This is a genomic window from Paraburkholderia sp. BR14312 (assembly GCF_040948675.1).
In the GTDB taxonomy this organism is placed as follows: Bacteria; Pseudomonadota; Gammaproteobacteria; order Burkholderiales; family Burkholderiaceae; genus Paraburkholderia; species Paraburkholderia nodosa_A.
Genome location: NZ_JBFPKI010000001.1, coordinates 798,561 through 818,828, shown reverse-complemented (window position 1 = coordinate 818,828; position 20,268 = coordinate 798,561). Strand labels below are relative to the sequence as shown.

Genomic DNA, 20,268 nt, shown 5'->3' with positions numbered 1-20,268 from the left:
GCAACGCCCGGGGCGTTGTCGAAACGTCTTGCCGCCTGGTGTAAAAGCGCGTCGCCTCTTTGGCAGATGCGTTCCGGCATTCGTCACGGCTGAGCGGCGCCGATGCGGAAGATCCACAGATGCCCGTTTCGAGCAATACACGCGGGGTTCGCGCACCGCGCTGCTCCCGGTCCCTGTGCACTTCCAATCAACGGCACAGCAAATGCGCTTACGCCGTTGCACCGGGTGCAACATTCGAGCAGTTCTTTCCGCGCCCCCTTTGAACGCGACACACAGCTCGCCATCCACTTCTCGCGAGGACACGTCATGAAAATCGCACTCGTCAGTGAACACGCGTCGCCGCTCGCCGTGGCGGGCGGCGTCGATACCGGCGGACAGAACATCTACGTCGCGCATGTCGCGCGTCAACTCCAGCGCGCCGGACATCAGGTCGACGTCTTCACGCGGCGCGACCGCGCCTTGCTGCCGCCCATTCTGGAGATGGACGGCGTACGCGTGATTCACGTCCCCGCCGGGCCGCCCATGCAGCTGCCCAAGGAACTACTGCTGCCCCACATGCCCCGGTTCGCCGAGTTTCTCGTGGACTTTTGCCGCGCCGAAAGGCGTCCCTACGACGTCATTCACGCCAACTTCTTCATGTCGGGCCTGGCGGCGCTCGCGGTCAAGGACGCGCTTCATGTGCCGCTCGTCATGACGTTCCATGCGCTCGGACGCGTGCGGCGCCTCCACCAGGGTGCGAACGACGGCTTTCCCGATGAGCGCTTCGCGATCGAAGACGAGCTCGTGCGACGCGCGGACTGTATCGTTGCCGAGTGTCCGGCCGATGAAGCCGATCTCGTCGAGCACTATCGCGCCGACCCCGCGCGGATTGCCGTCATTGCCTGCGGCTTCGATCCCGACGAGTTCTCGCCCGTGGACCGCCGGCAGGCGCGCCGCCGACTGGGCTGGCCCGCCGGCGAATTCTGCGTGCTGCAACTCGGCCGCCTCGTGGAGCGCAAGGGCATCGACAACGTCGTGCGCGGTGTGGCCGCGCTCGAGGCGCGCCACGGCGTGAAAGCCCGGCTCTACGTCGTGGGCGGCGACGCGCAAACGCCCAACGAAATCGCCACACCCGAGATCGCCCGCCTGCGCGGCATTGCGCACCGCTGCGGGATCGAGCCGCGCGTGACCTTCGTGGGCCGCCGCGAGCGCTCGCAGTTGCGCGACTTCTATAGCGCCGCCGACGTCTTCGTGACCACGCCGTGGTACGAGCCGTTCGGCATCACACCCGTGGAGGCAATGGCGTGCGCCACGCCCGTAATCGGGGCGGATGTGGGTGGTATTCGCCATTCGGTGCGTCACGGCGAAACGGGCTGGCTCGTGCCGCCGCGCGACCCCCAGGCGCTCGCCGAGCGCCTGTTCGCCATTCATGGCGACCCCGCGCACGCCCGCGCGATGGGCGAAGCGGGACGCAAGCGAGCCCAGACGTACTTCACGTGGCGGCAGATCGGTCTCGAACTCGAAGACGTCTATGCGCAGCTTGCCGGAGTGCGCCTCGACACGCGCGAGGACGCGAGGGAAAGCACCCAGGGCCGCGTGCTGCGCGCCGTGGGTTGAGGAGCGAACCGTATGCTGAACCGAACCACCGGGCCCCGCGGGTTGCTCGCTACCCGCCCAGCGGTGTTCCTGGACAAGGACGGCACGCTGCTCGAAGACGTGCCGTACAACGTCGAGCCCTCGCGTATGCGTTTTGCCCCGGGCGCCGCGCAGGCGCTCACGCTGCTCGCGCGAACGCCACTACCGCTATTCGTGGTGAGCAACCAGCGCGGCGTTGCGCTGGGGCGCTTCGCGCACGCGGCGCTCGGCGACGTGGAGGCGCAATTGCGCCGCATGTTCGCCGGCTGCGGCGCCACGCTGCAGGCTGCGTACTGGTGCCCGCACGACCCGCTCGGCCATGTGGCGCCCTATGCGTGCAACTGCACCTGTCGCAAGCCTGCGCCCGGCATGCTGCTGCGCGCGAGCCGCGAGCATGGCATCGACCTCGCGCGCAGCTGGATGGTCGGCGACATCCTCGACGACGTGGAAGCGGGCAATCGCGCAGGTTGCCGCGCGATCCTCGCCGATTGCGGCAACGAGACCGAGTGGCAAAGCGCGCCGGCGCGCCTGCCCTACGCGATCGTTGCGGATCTGCATGAGGCGGCGCAGGTGATCGTGGAGCGTTACGAGCACGAGCGGCGCGTGCGGGCGGCAACGCGCCACGGTGCACAGGAGGAGGCGCTGCGATGAACGGAACCGCCTTTGCGATCGCGCCGCGCGATGCGCACGCGCGCTCGCCCCGCCGCCAGCCTGCAAGCGAGCCCTGGGGGGCCGAGGTCCAGCGCATTCTCTGCGTGCGCCTCGATCAACTAGGCGACGTGCTGATGACCACGCCCGCAATGCACGCGCTGCGCGAAAGCGCGCCGGGCCGTCATATCACGCTGCTGACTTCGGCCGCAGGCGCGGCCATGGCGCCCTATCTGCCCGACGTGGACGACGTCATCGAATACGACGCGCCGTGGGCCAACGGCGCTCACGGATCAGCCAAAGGACCCGCCGACGGCGCGGGCAACGAAGACGCCGTGCTCGCGCGCGTGCGCGCCGGACGCTTCGACGCCGCGGCGATCTTCACGGTCTACAGCCAGAATCCGCTGCCGGCCGCCACGCTGTGCTTCTTCGCGGGGATCGAGCGGCGTCTCGCGCATTGCCGCGAGAATCCTTACGCATTGCTGACTAACTGGCTGCCGGAGCGCGAGCCGCAGACGGACGTGCGCCACGAAGTCGAGCGGCAGCTCGCGCTCGTGCGCAGCGTGGGCGCCGATCTCGCCGACCCGGCCGATTCACGCCTGCGCATGAGCGTGGACCCCGCCGCGCGCATCACGCTCGCGCAGAAGCTGCGCATGTATGGCGTCGATCCGGCCGAGCCTTGCATCGTCGTGCATGCGGGCGCGAGCGCGCCTTCGCGGCGGTATCCCCCGGCGCTCTTCGCCGAAGCGCTCGATCTGCTCGCGCCCACAGTGCGTTGCCCGTTCCTGCTCACCGGAAGCCTCGGGGAAAGCGCGTTGACGCGCGACGTGATGCGTTTCTCGCGTTCTCCGGGCAGCACGCGTCTGGTCGATCTCGCGGGAGCGCTCACGCTCGCCGAATTGATCGCATTGCTCGACCAGGCTTCACTGCTCATCGCCAACAACAGCGGACCGGCGCATCTGGCCGCCGCGCTCGGCAAACCCGTGGTCGATCTCTACGCGCTCACGAATCCGCAGCACTCGCCGTGGATGACGCCGCACCGCCTGCTCTATCGCGACGTGGCGTGCCGATGGTGCTATCGCGGCGAGTGCCCCGAAGGCCACCACGCCTGCCTGCGCGGCGTGCCCCCGGGCGACGTCGCGCGAGCGGCGCGCGAACTGCTCGAGGAAGCCGGCGCGCTCGTGCCACAGCCCGCCTGACCCCTGCAACCCACCGCCCGCAACGGGAGCCCGTTCATGTACACACTCGGAATCAATGCCGTTTATCACGACAGCGCCGCGGCGCTGGTCCATGACGGCGTGGTAATCGCCGCCGCCGAAGACGAGCGCTTCACGCACGTCAAGCACGCCAAGCGTCCCGTGCCGTTCTCGACATGGCAACTGCCCTTCGACGCCATCGACGCCTGCCTCAGGGAAGCCGGCATCACGCTAGCCGACGTCGATCACGTTGCCTACTCCTACGACCCGGCTCTCTTTCCGGATATGCCGACCCGGCCCGGCGCGACCATCGCGTTGCCGCTCGACCCCTCGCGCGCGCGCATGGAAGCCAACGCGTCGCCATGGGACCCGCTCTTTCTCAGCTATATCGTGAACGCGAAGGCGCAATTGCTGGACGGCGCGCCGCATCATCTGCGCAAGCGCTTTGCGGGCGTCGACCGCGAGAACGGCTTCGTCTGGCATAACGTCGAGCACCACCTCGCTCACGAAGCGAGCGCGTTTCTCGCAAGCCCCTTCGACGCATGCGCCGTTCTGACCATGGACGGTCGCGGCGAAGGCGTCACCACGAGCCTCGGCGAATTTCGCGACGGCAAGTACAAGCGCATCACCCAGGTGGAGTTGCCGCATTCGCTCGGACTCCTCTACGAAGCCGTGACAGGCTGGCTCGGCTTCCTGCATTCCTCCGACGAGTACAAGGTCATGGCACTCGCCTCGTTTGGCGAACCGGCCTATGCCGATCAGTTCCGCGAAATCGTGCAGTACAACGGCAATGGCCATTACACCGTCGCCGACCCGCACCTCGTGGACCGCTTCGGCGTGCCGCGCGAACGAGGCGGCCCGCTTGAGCAGCGGCATTTCGATATCGCCGCCTCGCTGCAACTCGTGCTGCAAGAAACGGTGCTGGAGATGGCGCGCTGGCTCCATACGCGCACGGGACTGCCGAAGCTGTGCATGGCGGGCGGCGTAGCGCTGAACTGCGTGATGAACTCGTATGTGCGAGATAACGGCCCGTTCGACGACATCTGGGTGCAGCCCGCCGCGGGCGACGCAGGCACCGCGCTCGGCGCGGCGCTCTGGACCGACTACCGCTTGCGCAGCGAAGCGGCGCAAGCCGCAGGCGAACGCGCGGAACGCCGCTGGCAGATGGACCACGCCTACCTCGGGCCGGCGTTCGACGACGAGACCATCGAGCAGTTCCTGCGCTGGTCGAAAACGCCCTACCGGCGGCTCGACAACATCGCCGAGGAAGCCGCGCAACTGCTCGCCGACGGCGATGTGATCGGCTGGTATCAGGGCCGCACGGAGTTCGGCCCGCGTGCGCTCGGCGCTCGTTCGATACTCGCTTCGCCCGTCGATCCCGGCATGCAGGCGAAGCTCAACGAGATCAAGGACCGCGAGGACTTTCGGCCGGTCGCGCCGGTCGTGCTGGAAGAGCGCGCCGCGCAATGGTTCGTGGGCGCGAGGCGCGCGCCGTTCATGCTGTTCATCTTCGACGTGCAGCCCGGGAAGGCCGAACGCATTCCCGCCGTGCGCCACGTGGACGGCACCGCGCGCATCCAGACCGTAAACCGCGACCAGCATCCGCTCTACTACGACCTGATCGCGGCGTTCGAACGGCGCACCGGCGTGCCGGTGCTCGTCAACACGTCGTTCAACACCCGCGGCGAGCCGATGGTCAACTCGCCGCGCGACGCGCTCGAATCGTTCTGGACCTCGCCGCTCGATGCGCTCGTGATCGGCCCCTTCCTCGTGCGCAAGAGCGAGGCACGCGCATGAGACCCGCCGACGTCGAGTTGCGCGAGCCGCGGCCCATCGGCGCGGAGGAGCCCCAGTTCGATGGCTATGCGGGCGCATCGCTCGAACACCTGCGCATTGCCGTGGTCGTGCCGACGTACCATCGCGCGACGCTGCTCGGACAGTGCCTCACCGCGCTGTGCGCGCAGGATCTCTCGCCTGACGACTATGAAATCGTCGTCTGCGACGACGGACCGGACGACGAGACGCGCGCGACGGTGGAACGCATGGCGGCGATGCAAGCCCCCCGCGGGCTGGCGATCCGTTACGTGCCGGTGCGCGCCACCCAAGGGCCGGCCGCGGCGCGCAATGCGGGCTGGCGCGCGGCGCGCGCGCCGCTCATCGCGTTCACCGACGACGACACGATTGCCGACCCCGGCTGGCTGCGCGCGGGGCTCGCCGCGCTCGCGCACGCGCAAGCCGCCGCGGGCCGCATCGTCGTACCGCTGGGCGTGGCACCGAGCGATTATGAGCGCGACGCAAGCGGCCTTGCGCACGCCGAATTCGCTACGGCCAATGCGTTCGTGCAGCGCGCGACGCTCTCGCAGATCGGCGGCTTCGACGAGCGCTTCACAGCGGCGTGGCGCGAGGATTCGGACCTGCAGTTCGCATTGCTGCAGGCGGGCGCGAGTGTAGTACGCGCCGACGATGCCGTGGTCGTGCACCCTGTGCGTCCCGCGCGCTGGGGTGTGAGTCTCGCGCAGCAGCGCAAGAGCCGCTTCGAGGCGCTGTTGTTCCGCAAGCATCCGGCGCTGTATCGCGAGCGCATCGGGGCGGGGCCGCCGCTCCTTTACTACGTGGTGCTGATCAGCGTACTCGTGCTGCTAGCTTCTCTCGCCTGGGGTCAGCCGAGGGTCGCCCTGGCTGCGTTCGCCGCATGGATCGCCTGCACCGCTGCGTTCTGCGTACGCCGCTTGCGCGGTACGCGTCGCGACGCGCTCCATGTAGCCGAAATGATCTGGACGTCGCTGTGGATTCCGTTTCTTTCGATTTTCTGGCGGCTCCAGGGAGCCGCCAGTTACCGCGTGTGGTTCCTCTAACGGATGTGCCCATGCCGACTCTGCTCGACGCCCTCGCCCCCCGCCGCATCGTGATCTTCCGCGCGCTGCAGCTCGGCGACATGCTCTGCAGCGTGCCCGCGTTGCGCGCGTTGCGTGCAGCCTGCCCCCGCGCGCACATCGCCCTCGTCGGTCTGCCGTGGTCAGCCGATTTCGTGGCGCGCTACCCCACGCTGGTCGATGAGCACATTGTCTTTCCCGGCGCGCGCGGCTTTCCCGAACAGGCCGAGGACGAGCGCGGCCTGCCTGCGTTTCTCGACGCGATGCGCATGCGCCGCTTCGATCTCGCGATCCAGCTCCATGGCAGCGGAGGTGTGGCAAACGCGCTGGTCGACGAGTTCGGCGCGCGCGCGCTCGGAGGCTTTAGCCAGCCCGGCGAAGCGCCGCCGCCCGGCTGTTACCTGCCGTGGCCCGACGCGCTGCCCGAGCCGCAGCGCTACCTCGCGCTGATGCACGCGCTGGGCGCGCGAGGCCATGCGCTGCGCGACGACACCCTCTGGTTTCCGCTCTACGACGCGGACTACGCTGCGCGCGACGACCTCGTCGAGCGCTTTGGACTCGACCCCGGGCGGCTCGTGCTCGTGCATCCGGGTGCGCAGCTGCCCTCGCGGCGCTGGCCGGCCCAGCGCTTTGCCGCCGTTGCCGACGCGCTCGCCTTCGACGGCTGGCAGATCGCCGTGACCGGCACCGCGGGCGAACGCGAGTTGACCGCGAGCGTACTGGGCGGCATGACGCAGACGGCTCATCATCTCGCGGGCGAAACCACGCTCGGTGCGCTGGCGGCGCTCGTGCGCCAGGCCCGGCTCGTGCTCTGCAACGACACGGGCATTTCGCATGTGGCGGCCGCCATGCGCACGCCGAGCGTGGTCGTCGCCTCAGGCAGCGACACGCGGCGCTGGGCGCCGCTCGACCGCGCCCGGCACCGCGTGCTCGCCGACTGGCCCGCTTGCCGCCCCTGCTCGTTCCACGCCTGCCCGTATGGCCACCCTTGCGCGCTCAACGTGAGCGCGGAGCAGGTCGCGGCCGTTGCGCAAGCGCACTTGCTCGATACCCACCGCATGCCCGGCTTCGCAGCCCGGGGAAGCGTTGCCCCCATGCCGATGAGGAGGACCCCGCCATGCTGATGCGAAACACGCGGCCCTTGCGTGTGCTCACCTGGCACGTACACGGCAACTATCTTTATTACCTTACGCAGGCGCCGCACGACTTCCATGTCGTGACCAAACCGGGGCGCCCGTCGGGCTACGCGGGCCGCGCGGGTATGCTTCCCTGGGGCGCGAACGTCCATGAGGTCGTTGCCGAGGACGTCGCCTCGAATGAGTTCGACGTAGTCGTGTACCAGCAGCGCAGCCATTGGGAGCATGACCGGTTCGATCTGCTGAGCGACGCGCAGCGCCGCTTGCCGCGCGTGTATATCGAGCACGACCCGCCGCAGGAGGCGCCGTTTGCGCAGCGGCACTGGGTAGACGACGGCGGCGCGTTGCTCGTGCACGTCACGCCGTTCAACGCGCTCATGTGGGACAGCGGCGCGACGCCCACGCGCGTGATCGAGCATGGCGTGCTCGTGCCTGAAGGCGCGCGCTACACGGGCACGACGCCGCGCGGCATCGTCGTCGTCAATCATCTGCGCGAACGGGGGCGGCGGCTCGGCGCGGACGTGTTCGCGCAGGTTCGTCACAAGGTGCCGCTCGATCTCGTGGGCATGGAGGCGCAAAGCCTCGGCGGCATCGGCGAGATTTCGAATGTCGAGCTCGCGCAGTTCGTATCGCGCTACCGCTTCTTCTTCAATCCGATCCGCTGGACCAGCCTCGGTCTGGCCATTGTCGAGGCGATGATGGTCGGACTGCCCATTGTCGGGCTCGCCACGACGGAACTCGCAAGCGTGATACGCGACGGCGAGAACGGCTTCGTCGATACGCGCATCGATCGCCTGGTCGACTGCATGCGCACGCTCATCCGGGATCCTGCACTCGCACGGCGCCTCGGCGAAGGCGCGCGGCGCGGCGCGCTCGAACGCTTTTCCATCGATCGCTTCGCGCACGACTGGGATCTCGCGTTGCGAGAAGTGACCGCGTAAACGCGTGGCTTGCAGCGCTTTTCAAAGGACGGCAAACGTGAAAGAACTCATCCGCAAACGCATTCTCGTCACCGGCGGCGCAGGCTTTCTCGGCTCGCATTTGTGCGAGCGGCTAGTGGCGCTGGGCCACGACGTGCTGTGCGTCGATAACTTCTATACCGGCTCCAAGCGCAACGTGGCGCATCTGCTCGACAACGCCAACTTTGAACTGATGCGCCACGACGTCACCTTTCCGCTCTACGTGGAAGTGGACGAGATCTACAACCTCGCCTGCCCCGCCTCGCCGGTGCACTACCAGCACGATCCGGTGCAAACGACCAAGACGAGCGTGCACGGCGCGATCAACATGCTCGGGCTCGCCAAGCGCGTGCGGGCGAAACTGCTGCAGGCCTCCACCAGCGAAGTCTACGGCGACGCGCGCCGCCATCCGCAAACCGAGGACTACTGGGGCCACGTGAATCCCATTGGCCCGCGCTCGTGCTACGACGAAGGCAAGCGCTGCGCCGAAACGCTGTGCATGGACTACATGCGCCAGCATGGCCTCGACATTCGCATTGCGCGGATCTTCAATACGTACGGACCGCGCATGCATCCCCGCGACGGCCGCGTCATCTCGAACTTCGTCATGCAGGCGCTGGGCGGCGAGCCGCTGACCGTCTATGGCGACGGATCGCAAACGCGCTGTTTCTGCTACGTGGACGATCTGATCGACGCCCTCGTACTGCTGATGAGTCGCGCAACGCCCCCGGACGGCCCCGTGAATATCGGCAACCCGCAGGAAATCTCGATGCTCGACACGGCCCGCCGCGTGATCGCCGCCGCGCAGTCGAGCTCGGAGATCGCCTTTGCGCCGCTGCCCGTGGACGATCCGTGCCGCCGTTGCCCTTCCATCGAACGCGCGCGCGCGCTGCTCGGCTGGTCGCCGCACACATCGTTCGATGCCGGCTTGAGCGCGACCATCGCGTATTTCCAGCGCGAGATCGCAAGCGCTGATCCACGAGGCTTGCTCGCGAGCACCGCCGCGGCAGCGGCGAAGACGAACCGTGTGGAGACGCAGGTATGCAAGGTCTCTTCTTCCTGAACCGGCGCATCAGCGTGGTCGTGCTCACGCACAACCGGCGCGCCGAAGTCATGCGCACGGTCGCCTCGCTGTTGCGTCTGCCGGAGCGGCCCGAAGTCATCGTGGTGGATAACGGCTCGACCGACGGCACGCCAAACCTGCTCGCGCAGACGTATCCGGGTTTGCGCGTGCTGCGCTGCGAAGCCAACCTCGGCGCAGCCGCGCGCAATGCGGGCGCCGCCCGCGTGACGACGGACTATGTGGCGTTCAGTGACGACGACACCGACTGGCAGCCGGGGTCGCTTACGCGCGCTGTCGAATTGCTGGACCGCCATGCGCGCATTGGCGTGCTCACGGCGTCCGTGCACGTGGGTGAGGAAGACACACTCGATCCAGCCTGCGCATTGATGGCCGCGAGCCCATTGGCGCATGCGGCTCATCCTCTGCCGAATCTGGTCGGCTTCATGGCAGGTGCATGCGTGTTCCGCACCGCGCTCTTCAACGCGCTGGGCGGTTATGAACCGCGTCTTTTCATCGGCGGCGAGGAAGCATTGCTTTCGCTCGATGTCTTGCAAGGCGGCCACGATATTGCTTATGCGAGCGAGCTCGACGTGCACCATCGGCCTTCGCTCGCGCGTGACAGCGCGCTGCGCCGCCGAATGCTGGCGCGCAATGCGGCGCTCGTTGCGTGGCTGCGTCTGCCCTGTGGCGAAGCGCTGACGGCGACGTGGCGGGCACTCGGCGGCGCGTGCCGTGCGGGACGGCCAGGCGAGGATCTTCGTGAGCTTTGGCGGGGCATAGGCTGGGCCCTGCGCCGCCGACGGCCCGTTGCTGCGCGCGTGCTGCGCATGCGCGCGGCCGTGCGGGAGGCAGAAAAAAACCGTGGCGATCGCGCGCCGCGGGGGGCCGTCGAGCACGCGGACACGTCGGCTTCAGATTGGTAGTGGAGGCGCTGTGCCTACGTGGGCAATGCAGGCCGCTCCACCTGCCAGTAACGCTCGGGCCGCTCCACATCCGCCGGAAACGGCCCAAATGCACGCATCTGGCTCGGATACGCCCCCACTGCGCGCCGCTTGATCGCCGCGAGCCGCCGAGCCGGATACCGGCCGAACGCCTGCGCGCGCATCGGGCTCACCCGCAAGCGCTCTGCTTCGAGGCGCTGGAAGCCTGCATCGAGCACACCGGGCATTGCGCGGTAAATCGCGTCCTCATAGGCGATATATCGTTTAATGCGCTCCGTTTGCAGCAGCGAACGGCACGCGGCGCCCACGAGTTGATGATCGGAATGCCACAGGCCGAACGGGCACACGGGCAGCCAGGCGCCGAAACGCGCGAACTGCTCGGCCAACGCGTGCGCAACGTCCGCGACGTCGGGCGTCGCGCCGTACTGTCCATCCAGAAAATCCAGCCACAACGGCGTCGCGCCACACAGCGCAAGCGCGCGCTCGTCCTCCCGCTTGCGCACGCGCACGGCTTCGTGCGCATCGGCAAAGCCGCTGGCTTCATCCCATTGCGTATGCATCGGCGTGGCGGGTTCGCCCGCGAACACCGTGCAAACGATCGAACCAGGGCACCTTGCGATGAGACCTGCGCAGCCGAGCACCGCGTCGTCCAGATGTGGCGAAACCACAATCAGCCGCGGCGCGCCGTCGCTCATGTCGTGAGGCAGAGCAATCGACATCGTTTCTCCTTTTGGGCTCCAGACGCCCAATGGCATGCACGTGATATGGCGCGGTGGTGCCCCGGATCGTATCGCTTGCAGCGCTTGCACGTAGCTTCTACAACTGCATATGGCCGTGCAATGCCGATCAGATTCATTTCGCACGCGGCGGCTCGATACCTTCGTCGGCGCGATGCAGCTTGCCCGCGCGGAGCGCGACCACCGCTTTTCCCACCGCGCGCGCCACATTGGCCACCTCCTGCTGGAAGCGCACGTCGGCGTCGAGTGCGTCATGTGAGCTCGCGTAGGGTTCGTAGTAGCCCACCATGCGATCGATGCGCGCCGACGCGCCCGCGTCGACCCATCCCATCCAGTCGAGCCAGTCGGCAAGCGCGCGGCGAGTGTCCTCGATGCCTGCCACATCGCCATGCACGATCGCGCCGTACGCTCGTCCCGCAAGATGCCTGGGATAATGCCAGCCCGCCAGTTCAAGCGCTTTCGCTTCGTCCGGATGCTTGCCGTGAGTCGAGGAGGGATCGGGATTGCCGCCGTCCGCGCATACGAGCCGGTCCATCATCAGCTTGAGCGGGCTACTCACCTGATACCAGTACACCGGCGTCACGAAAATCGCGCCGTGGCAGGCCGCGAAGCGCTCGTAAATCTCCGCCATCCAGTCGTTGACCTGACCGAGCGAATGGTTCGGATAGCAGCTGCACGGCCAGTGGCATAGCGGCATTGCCGTGGAAACGCAGGCCTTGCACGGATAAATGTGGAGGTCGGGTTCGGCGGCGAGGCGCGAGAGGTCGAGCATGTCGGCTTCGATGCCGGCCTGCGTCAGTTCATGCTCGCAGAGTTGCGCGAGTCGAAAACTCTTCGACATCTCTCCCGGGCACGTATAGTCATTGCGCGACGACGCATTCACCACGATCACGCGGGAGCGCGTGCCGCTCGCCCGCTGGCGCCGCTGCGCGGCTTCAAGACGCTGGTGCGTGAGGCGCCATTCGGTGGAGAGGTCATAGTCGGGGTCGGCGTAACCCTCTCCCGCCTTCGCGGTCAGCGGCGCCTTGCGTCCTTCGCTATAGGCATCCCAGGCAATCGTTTCGAGGCGCGCGAGCGCGGCGTCTTCGGCACGAAACGCGGGATCGTGATAGCGGGCCATAAAACGCGCCCGAAACGCCTCGCGCGACAGACCTTGCATCATCTGTCCTTTTCGCACCCGCGGCGTGCGTACTTCCGCCGGCTTCTGTTTCATGATGGATCCCTTGCCGACACGGCTTGTCCAACGCCTCTCCCGCGCAATTGGCGTTCCGGCTCGGCCCGTTGCCATGGCGCGCCGCCGCGGGCGCGCGGGTTGCGGAACGGTGTTTGCGTGCACACCTGGGCGCCGCCGCTGTGCTGCGCTCGCCGGCACGGTCCTCGAGTCCGGCGAAGACTGGCGGCAGCGCTAAAACCCGCGATCGCAAGGATAACGATGGACCGTCCCCCCACATCGCTCGCCAGCTATTTCGACAGCAAGTTCGCCGCGAACCCCGATCCATGGCACTACCGCGACAGCTGGTACGAGGCGCGCAAGCGCGCGCTGCTGCTCGCGTCGCTGCCGCGCGAGCGTTATCGCATGGCCTTCGAGCCGGCTTGCGCAATCGGAGCCTTGTCCGCCGACCTGGCGCGGCGTTGCGAGCATCTGGTTTGCGCCGACTTCTCGCCTCGCGCCGTCGCCGCGGCACAAGAGCGCGTTGCCGCGTTCGCGAACGTGGACGTGCACGCGCTCGCCATGCCGCGCGATTGGCCCGCCGGACAGTTCGACTTGATCGTGATGAGCGAATTCGCGTACTACCTGAACGCAAGCGACTGCACTTCGCTCGCCACGCTAGCCGCCTCCTCGCTCGCCGCCGATGGCACGCTGGCATGCTGCCACTGGCGTCACGGCGGCGAGACGTGGATGCTGCAAAGCGCCCAGGTGCACGGCATCTTCGCGCAGGCGGCGGCAAACGCCGCGCTGCATGCGGTCGTTCAGATCGAAGACACGGATTTCCTGCTCGATGTCTGGAGCCGCGATCGGCTCAGTGTCGCGCGCCGCGAACGCGCGTGAAGACACGCTGAGACTCAAGGCGCAACCGACTGCTCGCTATCGTCCACGCCGTCCGCCCACGCGGCGAGCGTGTCGCCGAAGCCGCCGCGCGTACGCGCGTCGCGCCGCCCGCTGGTCACCACGCGCGGCGCCGCGCTCCACGCGAGCGTGGCGCCTGTCGCGATCAGCAGATCGACCAGCGCGACGTCTTCGCTGCAGGCAAGCGGCGGAAAACCGCCAGCGCGCAAATACGCGTGCGCCGCGACGCCCAGGTTTGCGCCATGAATGTGGCGATGCCCGTCCGCGTCGCGGTAGCGCCGTTCCCAGGTCGCGCGGGCGCAAGGCGCCAGCGCGCTCCAGTCGTCCACGCTCACGGGCCCGCACACGGCGTCCGCGGCAAGCGCGAGCTGCGCGGCAAGCCAGTCGGGCGCCACGTGACTGTCCGCGTCGGTGAAGGCCAGCCAGCGCGCGCCGCAGGAGAGCAAGGCCTCAGCACCGGCAGCGCGGGCGACGCCAACGTTGCGCGCTTCTATGCATAGGGCCTCGAACCCGAAGTCCGAGACGATCTCAGCCGATGCGTCCGTGCAGGCGTCGAGCACCACGAGCGGCCGAACCGCTTCGCCTCGCAGCGAAGGATGCGTCGCGGCGCACCGCACCGAGGCAAGACACGCGGCGATCAGGCCCGCTTCGTTGTGCGCAGGAATAATGACCCCGATCATTCGAACTCCATGGTATTGGCGTGACATTGCGTCATGCCACCCGAAGTTCCATCGTGGCGTACGCAGCAAAGGCCAGACTGCATGCGCACGCATTTCGCGCTCGAGCGGCGCAGTCTCATCCCCTGCAGCGCACGCCGGATGCCTGCGCCGACCGCCCCTATACCGGCGCCTGCGCGGCCTTCGACACCCGGGGTCGCAATGTCGATGCGTACGTACCGTTCTCGTCCACGCCTTCGCCGATGCCTCAGTCGAACCTTTTCGCAGCGTTGCGCCGGCGCCGCTCGCGCCTTGGCGCGGCATTGGCGCACGCGTCTCGCGGCACATCGATTGCGCTTGGGGTCCCACAGAAGAGACCGGAGCACGCTATGGCTGGATGGATCAAGGCAATGCATGTGGCAGCCGTGCCGCCGACGGCCATGCGGCGCATCGAGCTGGAAGGGATCGCCGTGCTGCTCGTGAACGCGGGCGATCGCATCCGCGCATTCAGCGCGGACTGCCCGCATGCGGGCGCGCCACTCGAACAGGGGGCGCTTTGCGCAGGCCGCATCGTGTGCCCATGGCACAAGGGCGTGTTCTCGATCGAAAGCGGCGCGTGTCTCGAACCGCCTGCACTGGAGGGGCTGACGTCGTACCCCGTGCGTATCGAAGGGGACGCCGTCCTCGTCGAACTCACGCCACAGCGTGCCGCCGCGCCTCGCACGCCCTCCGCGCACGCCAGGTCCGCCCGTCGTTTCGCGGTGATCGGCGGCGGTGCGGCGGGCGCAGCGGCCGTCGCCACGCTGCTGGAAAGCGAATTCGCGGGCGAGGTGACGATATTCGCCGCCGAGCCGCAAGTGCCCTACGACCGTACCTGTCTCAGCAAATTCGTGCCCGCCGGCGAGATGACGCCCGACGAGGTCCCGCCGATCCTGCCCGAAAGCGTGGCCCACGACAAGCGCTTGCGCGTCGAGCACAGAGCGGTCAAACACTGCGACGTCCAGACGAGACACGTCACACTAGCCGATGGCGACATGCATACCTTCGACGCCGTGCTCATCGCAAGCGGCTCGGTGGCAAAACGACCCGATATACCGGGCGCCGAACTTGGCAACCTGTTCACGCTGCGCAACCTGGCAGACGCCACAGCCATACTCCACGCGCTCGCGCCAACCGAGCGCGCCGTGGTGCTGGGTGACAGCTTCATCGGCCTGGAAACGGCCTCGGCATTGCGTAGACGCGGCGTCGAAGTCACCATCGTGTCCCCCGCAGGTGTGCCGCTGCAACGCGTGCTTGGCGAGCGTATCGGCGGGATGTTCCGCGACTGGCACGAATCCCACGGCGTGGTGTTTCGGCGCGCGAAGGCGCTGCGCTTCAGCGGCGCGCGCGAGGTCGAAGCGGTCGAACTCGACGACGGCAGCGCGCTGGGCGCGAAGGCCGTGATCGTAGGCATTGGCGTGCGCCCGGCTACGCACTTTGTCAGCGGCGCCGAGATCGGCGAAGACGGCGGACTCGATGTGGATGCGACGATGCGGGTCTGCGGCGAAACCTACGCGGCGGGAGATATCGCGCGATTCACGCTCAGCAGCGCGTTGGAAACGCCCCAGCACACACGCATCGAACATTGGCGCGTTGCACAGCAACAAGGACGCATCGCGGCGCTCAACATGCTGGGCCAGACGGCAAGCTACGACGGCGTGCCGTTCTTCTGGACCCAGCACTACGACAAGCGCGTCGACTATCTTGGGCATGCCGGACATTGGGACGATCTGGTGATTGCCGGCCACGCCGGGGACGATCGCTTTGGAGTCCTCTACGCTGAGTCCGACCGCCTTCGGGCCGCACTCGCCTGCGGCTACGATCGCGAGATGGCGCTCATGAGCGAGCGCATGCGCAGGCCCCTGTCCGTCGACGCAGCGCGCGGAATTCTGGGCTTTTGATCAGGCGAGCTGCACATCGGCCATAAGCGCCGCGGCATCGTCTTTGCCGGACCCGTTTCGTACCTTTCTCTGCGTGCCGGAAGAACAGAATGCGATGCGGACCCATGACTCGAGGCGCTGATTCTTTAACGCCTGGTAAGTCCGAACAGCAAGCTCGCCAGAAAGAGGATCACGAAAATGACGAACAGAATTTTGGCGATACTCGCCGCGCCTGCGGCAATCCCACCAAACCCGAAGACAGCTGCGATGATGGCTATCACGAAGAAAACGATCGCGTAGTAAAGCATTGCCCGCTCCTTGAAGTATGCCAACGAGAGCGCACCCTCTGTGCCTGAGCGCGCACTGCGAGGAACTGGCTGTCAAACGGAGTGTTTGCGTGAAATGGGATTGCGCGGCATGCGGGATGCTGTTCAGTGATCGCCTCTAACCACGTTGGAGCACGAAATGACTACCTCTGATCCCCTCTCGCCCAACGCTGGCGCCAAGATCACCGGAGGCGGTACCGGCGATGGGCCGGGCCCTGAAGTCATGGCCGCCGCCACGCTCGACGGCAACAAGGTTTATTCGTCCGACGGCGAACACGTGGGCAAGATCTCCGACATCATGCTTGATGTGCGAAGCGCCCGCGTTGCTTACGCCGTGCTGTCCGAAGGCGGATTTCTCGGTATGGGAACCACCCTTCACGCGATCCCGTGGAGCGCGCTGACGCTGGACACTGCCGAAAAATGTTTCCGCGTCGACCAGACGGCCCAGCGCATCAAGGACGACCCCGGCTTCGACAAGGATCACTGGCCTTCGATGGCCGACGTTTCGTGGGGTACGCAATTGCATGACTACTACAACAGACGCCCGTACTGGAGCGCGAGCGGATCGCCTGTCGCGCGTAGTGGATCGGAGGACCCACTGCTCTGAGAGCCAGCGGCGGAGGTGTGGCAGTCATGCCTCCCTACGGCTATGAATGTCCGCGCTGTGGCCTCTTCGAGGCCCGGCGCGCGATCGCCCAGCGAGACCACGAACGCGTTTGCACGGCTTCATGAGAACGCGATGTAGCGACGGGAGCGCCGGGCGGCTGCCGGCCATTCTCCCAATGATGGTCTGACTATTCGCGATAAGCCATCCTGTTATCCATACCCAACCTCACTATCTCCACGGTTCGCATCGCGATGCATGCTCTATTGTGGCCGGAGCCCCATATTTTCTTTTAATTCGTTTCCCATCGAATTCAGAATTAATATTTGTGCTCCGGGCCTGAAGGCTTGGCTTCGAATTCGCAAGGTCCGGAAAAGCTTCCGGAATAATTGCCAATTTCTCACGACTGATCGTCTGAAGGCGTGGCGCCCCTATGTCCTTCCTTATGTATCTCACGTGAAATCTCCATGCTGAAGCCCGACGACGCGCTCGCATTCGGTACTGCGGTGGCCGAGCTGAAAAGAGCGACGCAGGACCTGGAACGCCTTGAGGACGATCCAGCGACGTCCCCCGCTGGGCTTGCGAGGGCGCAGGATCGCTATTATCTGTCTCGACTGGAGTGGCTGCGCAGCGAGTGCCGGCTGCGCAGGTCAGCCGCCCATGGCGTACCGAAACCAGCGCCGGTATCCGGACCGATTGTGATTGTTGGGCACGACAAGTGGGTCCGGGATTCGTTAGCCGTTTTGCTCGACGTGAAGGGTTACGGGCGGGGTTACGGGCGGTCGAAGGCGCGTGCCTTCGATACCTGGCACGAAGTCTGGCTCGAACCATCGCAACTGATCGTCGTCGATGTCTCGCTGTTTTCTCGCGGCGCCTCCACGTTGCTGATAGAGGGCTTTGATACCTGCATCGAAAGACCACCTATCATCGCACTGGTGTGGCCGCAGGACGCGCCGGCTTTCACCGGCAAGGTCGACGAGATCGTCCAGAAACCACTGGCGCTCAATGAACTGCTAAACGCGATCGACAGAATCGGCGACTGCCATGTCGAGCGCATCACAGACGACCACTGACCGCGTGCCGATCATGCTCCCGTACGGGCCGACTCAATGAGATCGCGCAACTGCTCTGCCGAAAACGGTTTGCGCACGGAGGCGAACTCAAAGCCCACATCGTGGGCGGGCGGCGCCTCGGTGCCCGAAGCAAAGATGACTTTCAGTGTCGGCACCCGCTGAAGTGCAATCCGGGCGAGTTCGATGCCCGACCCGTCGGGCAGCGCGATATCAGTGACAAGGATCTGCACACTTTCACTCAACTCGCGCAGGGCGCACTCCAGATTGCCGGCCTCCCGGACTGCGTAGCCCATCTGCGACAGTAGTTCGCTCACTGCTTCGCGGGAAGCAGCGTCATCGTCGACTACAAGTATGGAAACTTGCGGCGCGCCCGCGTTGGGTGCACTTCGCGCAGCGGGACGAACCGAACCGGGCCGATGTGCCAGCATGCGCCGTATTTTCCATGCCAGCTGTTCACGGCTGTACGGCTTGCTGAGCAGATGCACCCCCGGGTCAAGCCGTCCTCCATGGACGATGGCGTTCTGTGTGTAGCCCGAAGTAAAGAGCACCTTCATGCCCGGCAAGACACGCACCGCCATTTTTGCCATTTCGGTGCTGCGCATCGGCCCCGGCATCACCACGTCGGAAAACAGCAGATCAATCCTGGCGCCGCTCCGGATGATCACCATCGCGCCTTGTGCGTCATCCGCCTTCAGCACGACGTAACCAAGTTCGGTGAGCATCTCGATCACGGTGGACTGAACACGCTTGTCGTCTTCGACCACGAGAATGGTTTCTGAGCCGCCCGGAACTCGTGGCATCGGTAAAGGCTCCGGCTCGACAACCTCTTCCGTCGATCGCAGCAGGTAGATCTTGACCGTGGTCCCGTGTTCGACTTCGCTGTAGATCCGCATGTGGCCTCTACTCTGCTTGACGAAGCCGTAGGCCATGCTCAATCCCAGTCCCGTCCCTTCCCCTTCGGCCTTGGTGCTGAAATACGGTTCGAACGCATGCTCCATCACTTCCGGCGGCATGCCCGTGCCTGTGTCCGTAATCGCAAGCAGCACATACTGCCCCTCGGCGACATCGTCAGGAAGCGCGTGATAGTGGCTGTCGAGCGTTGTGTTCGACAACTCAAGCGTCAGCCGACCGCCCCGGGGCATCGCGTCGCGGCTGTTGATGGCGAGATTCAGCACGACATTCTCCAGGTGATTGGGGTCGACGAGCGTGTTCCAGAGACCACCCGAGACCACCGTTTCCACCTGAATCATTTCGCCGAGCGCCCGACGCAGCATGTCGTTCATATTCCTGAGCATGACCGCAAGGTTGACCACTGCGGGCTGCAATGCTTGCCTCCGACCGAAGGCGAGCAGTTGTGAAGCGAGGGTTGCGCCTTGCTCGGTCGCCTCGATTGCCTTTTCGAGGCGCTCGCGGGACCAGGAATCGCGGTGGCGGCGCTCCAGCAGCTCGAGATTGCCACGCAGCACCTGAAGGACGTTGTTGAAGTCGTGGGCGACTCCGCCGGTCAGCTTGCCGATGGCTTCCATTTTCTGCGACTGGAGCAATGCGGCCCGCGCCTTCTCCAGCTGTTCCTGGGCAATCTTGCGCTCGGTCACGTCGCGCGTGATCTTGGCGAAGCCAACGAGTTCGCCGTGCTCATCCCGAATCGCATCAATGATGGCGTTGGCCCAGAAACGACTTCCGTCTTTCCTGACGCGCCATCCTTCCGCTTCGAAGCGGCCCTCACGCGCAGCGATCTCCAGACCGCGTTCGGGTAGCCCCTTCGCAGCGTCTTCGGGCGTATAGAACCACCGCAGGTGAGTCCCGACGATTTCGTCCGCCTCGTAGCCCTTGATTCTGGCAGCGCCGACGTTCCAGTTCGTGACAATGCCCTCTGGCGAGAGCATGAAGAGCGCGTAGTCGGTAACACCCTGGACGAGCAGCCTGAAATTGCGCTCGCTTTCGAGCACTGCTTCGTGAGCAAGCCGCTTGTCCGTGACATCCCGGACGATGTTTGCGAACCCGCTCAAATTTCCGTCCGGTGCCGAAAGCGGTATAACCAGGACGTTCGCCCAAAAACGTGAGCCATCCTTGCGCAAGCGCCACGCCTCGGCCTCGCAGTGCCCGTGCTCACGGGCAGACTGCAGCATCGCCTCCGGCACGCCGGCTTGCCTGTCCTCGGCGGCGTGGAAAACGGAGAAGTGCTTGCCGATTATCTCCGCGGCATCGTAACCGCTGATGCGCGCCGCGCCTGGGTTCCAGGTGGCGACGATTCCCGCATCCGTCAGACGGAAGATCCCGTACTCGGAGACGCGAGCGATCAGCGCCATTTCCCAGGCCATCGCTGGGTCGGTGGATGGAGACTGGGACATGCGCTGCTCCATTATCGCGACTCGCTGCGCGACTCCCGGCGCTTCCCGCAAACCGCGGCGTCGAAAACGGCGTCAACAATGACTTTCAGCATTGGCCCTCCCGA

The 20,268-nt window shown here is 66.1% G+C and carries 18 protein-coding genes; 13 read left to right on the top strand and 5 right to left on the bottom strand.

From position 1 onward, the window contains the following. Nucleotides 1-306 precede the first annotated feature (306 nt). From AB3X98_RS03630 to AB3X98_RS03590, 9 genes are read left to right on the top strand one after another with little or no spacing between them, the layout of a single operon-like run. Nucleotides 307-1,596 (top strand): glycosyltransferase family 1 protein, encoded by a 1,290-nt coding sequence (locus tag AB3X98_RS03630; protein ID WP_342949751.1) that lies wholly within the window; start codon nucleotides 307-309, stop codon nucleotides 1,594-1,596. A 12-nt stretch (nucleotides 1,597-1,608) separates the two neighbouring features. Continuing rightward, nucleotides 1,609-2,265: an HAD-IIIA family hydrolase gene (locus tag AB3X98_RS03625; RefSeq protein WP_342949750.1), complete on the top strand. Its 657-nt coding sequence runs from the start codon at nucleotides 1,609-1,611 to the stop codon at nucleotides 2,263-2,265. Continuing rightward, complete coding sequence (locus tag AB3X98_RS03620; RefSeq protein WP_368602762.1) at nucleotides 2,262-3,461, top strand: glycosyltransferase family 9 protein; 1,200 nt, start codon at nucleotides 2,262-2,264, stop codon at nucleotides 3,459-3,461. Before AB3X98_RS03625 ends, AB3X98_RS03620 begins: the two co-directional genes overlap by 4 nt. A 36-nt stretch (nucleotides 3,462-3,497) precedes the next feature. Continuing rightward, nucleotides 3,498-5,255: a carbamoyltransferase gene (locus AB3X98_RS03615; RefSeq protein WP_368602763.1), complete on the top strand. Its 1,758-nt coding sequence runs from the start codon at nucleotides 3,498-3,500 to the stop codon at nucleotides 5,253-5,255. Then, a complete protein-coding gene (locus AB3X98_RS03610) occupies nucleotides 5,252-6,313 on the top strand; it encodes a glycosyltransferase family 2 protein (protein WP_368602764.1) in 1,062 nt (353 codons plus the stop codon). Before AB3X98_RS03615 ends, AB3X98_RS03610 begins: the two co-directional genes overlap by 4 nt. 5 nt (nucleotides 6,314-6,318) lie before the next feature. Next, complete coding sequence (locus AB3X98_RS03605) at nucleotides 6,319-7,455, top strand: glycosyltransferase family 9 protein (protein ID WP_368602765.1); 1,137 nt, start codon at nucleotides 6,319-6,321, stop codon at nucleotides 7,453-7,455. Further along, on the top strand, nucleotides 7,452-8,408 hold the full coding sequence (locus AB3X98_RS03600; RefSeq protein ID WP_368602834.1) for a glycosyltransferase family 4 protein: 957 nt from the start codon (nucleotides 7,452-7,454) through the stop codon (nucleotides 8,406-8,408). The genes AB3X98_RS03605 and AB3X98_RS03600 overlap by 4 nt, the downstream gene beginning before the upstream one ends. A 37-nt stretch (nucleotides 8,409-8,445) precedes the next feature. Continuing rightward, nucleotides 8,446-9,489: a UDP-glucuronic acid decarboxylase family protein gene (locus AB3X98_RS03595; protein ID WP_368602766.1), complete on the top strand. Its 1,044-nt coding sequence runs from the start codon at nucleotides 8,446-8,448 to the stop codon at nucleotides 9,487-9,489. Then, entirely contained in the window at nucleotides 9,468-10,412 is a 945-nt protein-coding gene (locus AB3X98_RS03590) for a glycosyltransferase family 2 protein (RefSeq protein WP_368602767.1), read from the top strand. Before AB3X98_RS03595 ends, AB3X98_RS03590 begins: the two co-directional genes overlap by 22 nt. Before the next feature lie 14 nt (nucleotides 10,413-10,426). Here the strand turns inward: AB3X98_RS03590 and AB3X98_RS03585 are convergent, their stop codons facing one another. Both AB3X98_RS03585 and AB3X98_RS03580 read right to left on the bottom strand, forming a co-directional pair. Next, nucleotides 10,427-11,149: a PIG-L deacetylase family protein gene (locus AB3X98_RS03585; RefSeq protein ID WP_368602768.1), complete on the bottom strand. Its 723-nt coding sequence runs from the start codon at nucleotides 11,147-11,149 to the stop codon at nucleotides 10,427-10,429. A gap of 133 nt (nucleotides 11,150-11,282) precedes the next feature. Beyond that, on the bottom strand, nucleotides 11,283-12,317 hold the full coding sequence (locus AB3X98_RS03580) for a flavodoxin family protein (protein ID WP_368602835.1): 1,035 nt from the start codon (nucleotides 12,315-12,317) through the stop codon (nucleotides 11,283-11,285). 282 nt (nucleotides 12,318-12,599) lie between these two features. On the opposite strand from AB3X98_RS03580, the gene AB3X98_RS03575 reads away from it, so the two are divergent. After that, nucleotides 12,600-13,217, top strand: coding sequence for an SAM-dependent methyltransferase (locus tag AB3X98_RS03575; RefSeq protein WP_368602769.1), 618 nt, complete (start codon nucleotides 12,600-12,602; stop codon nucleotides 13,215-13,217). Between the two features lie 14 nt (nucleotides 13,218-13,231). Here AB3X98_RS03575 and AB3X98_RS03570 read toward each other — a convergent pair whose 3' ends face one another. Next, a complete protein-coding gene (locus tag AB3X98_RS03570) occupies nucleotides 13,232-13,915 on the bottom strand; it encodes a glycosyltransferase family 2 protein (RefSeq protein WP_368602770.1) in 684 nt (227 codons plus the stop codon). A 365-nt stretch (nucleotides 13,916-14,280) separates the two neighbouring features. On the opposite strand from AB3X98_RS03570, the gene AB3X98_RS03565 reads away from it, so the two are divergent. Next, on the top strand, nucleotides 14,281-15,831 hold the full coding sequence (locus AB3X98_RS03565; RefSeq protein ID WP_368602771.1) for an FAD-dependent oxidoreductase: 1,551 nt from the start codon (nucleotides 14,281-14,283) through the stop codon (nucleotides 15,829-15,831). 125 nt (nucleotides 15,832-15,956) lie between these two features. Here AB3X98_RS03565 and AB3X98_RS03560 read toward each other — a convergent pair whose 3' ends face one another. Then, nucleotides 15,957-16,118 carry a DUF1328 domain-containing protein gene (locus AB3X98_RS03560; protein ID WP_069263066.1) on the bottom strand — a complete coding sequence of 54 codons (162 nt, stop codon included), beginning with the start codon at nucleotides 16,116-16,118 and terminating at the stop codon, nucleotides 15,957-15,959. 157 nt (nucleotides 16,119-16,275) lie between these two features. On the opposite strand from AB3X98_RS03560, the gene AB3X98_RS03555 reads away from it, so the two are divergent. Further along, complete coding sequence (locus tag AB3X98_RS03555; RefSeq protein ID WP_368602772.1) at nucleotides 16,276-16,743, top strand: PRC-barrel domain-containing protein; 468 nt, start codon at nucleotides 16,276-16,278, stop codon at nucleotides 16,741-16,743. Between the two features lie 464 nt (nucleotides 16,744-17,207). Then, nucleotides 17,208-17,813 carry a response regulator receiver protein gene (locus AB3X98_RS03550; RefSeq protein ID WP_368602773.1) on the top strand — a complete coding sequence of 202 codons (606 nt, stop codon included), beginning with the start codon at nucleotides 17,208-17,210 and terminating at the stop codon, nucleotides 17,811-17,813. An 11-nt stretch (nucleotides 17,814-17,824) separates the two neighbouring features. Here AB3X98_RS03550 and AB3X98_RS03545 read toward each other — a convergent pair whose 3' ends face one another. After that, entirely contained in the window at nucleotides 17,825-20,164 is a 2,340-nt protein-coding gene (locus AB3X98_RS03545; RefSeq protein ID WP_368602774.1) for a PAS domain S-box protein, read from the bottom strand. Nucleotides 20,165-20,268 lie beyond the last annotated feature (104 nt).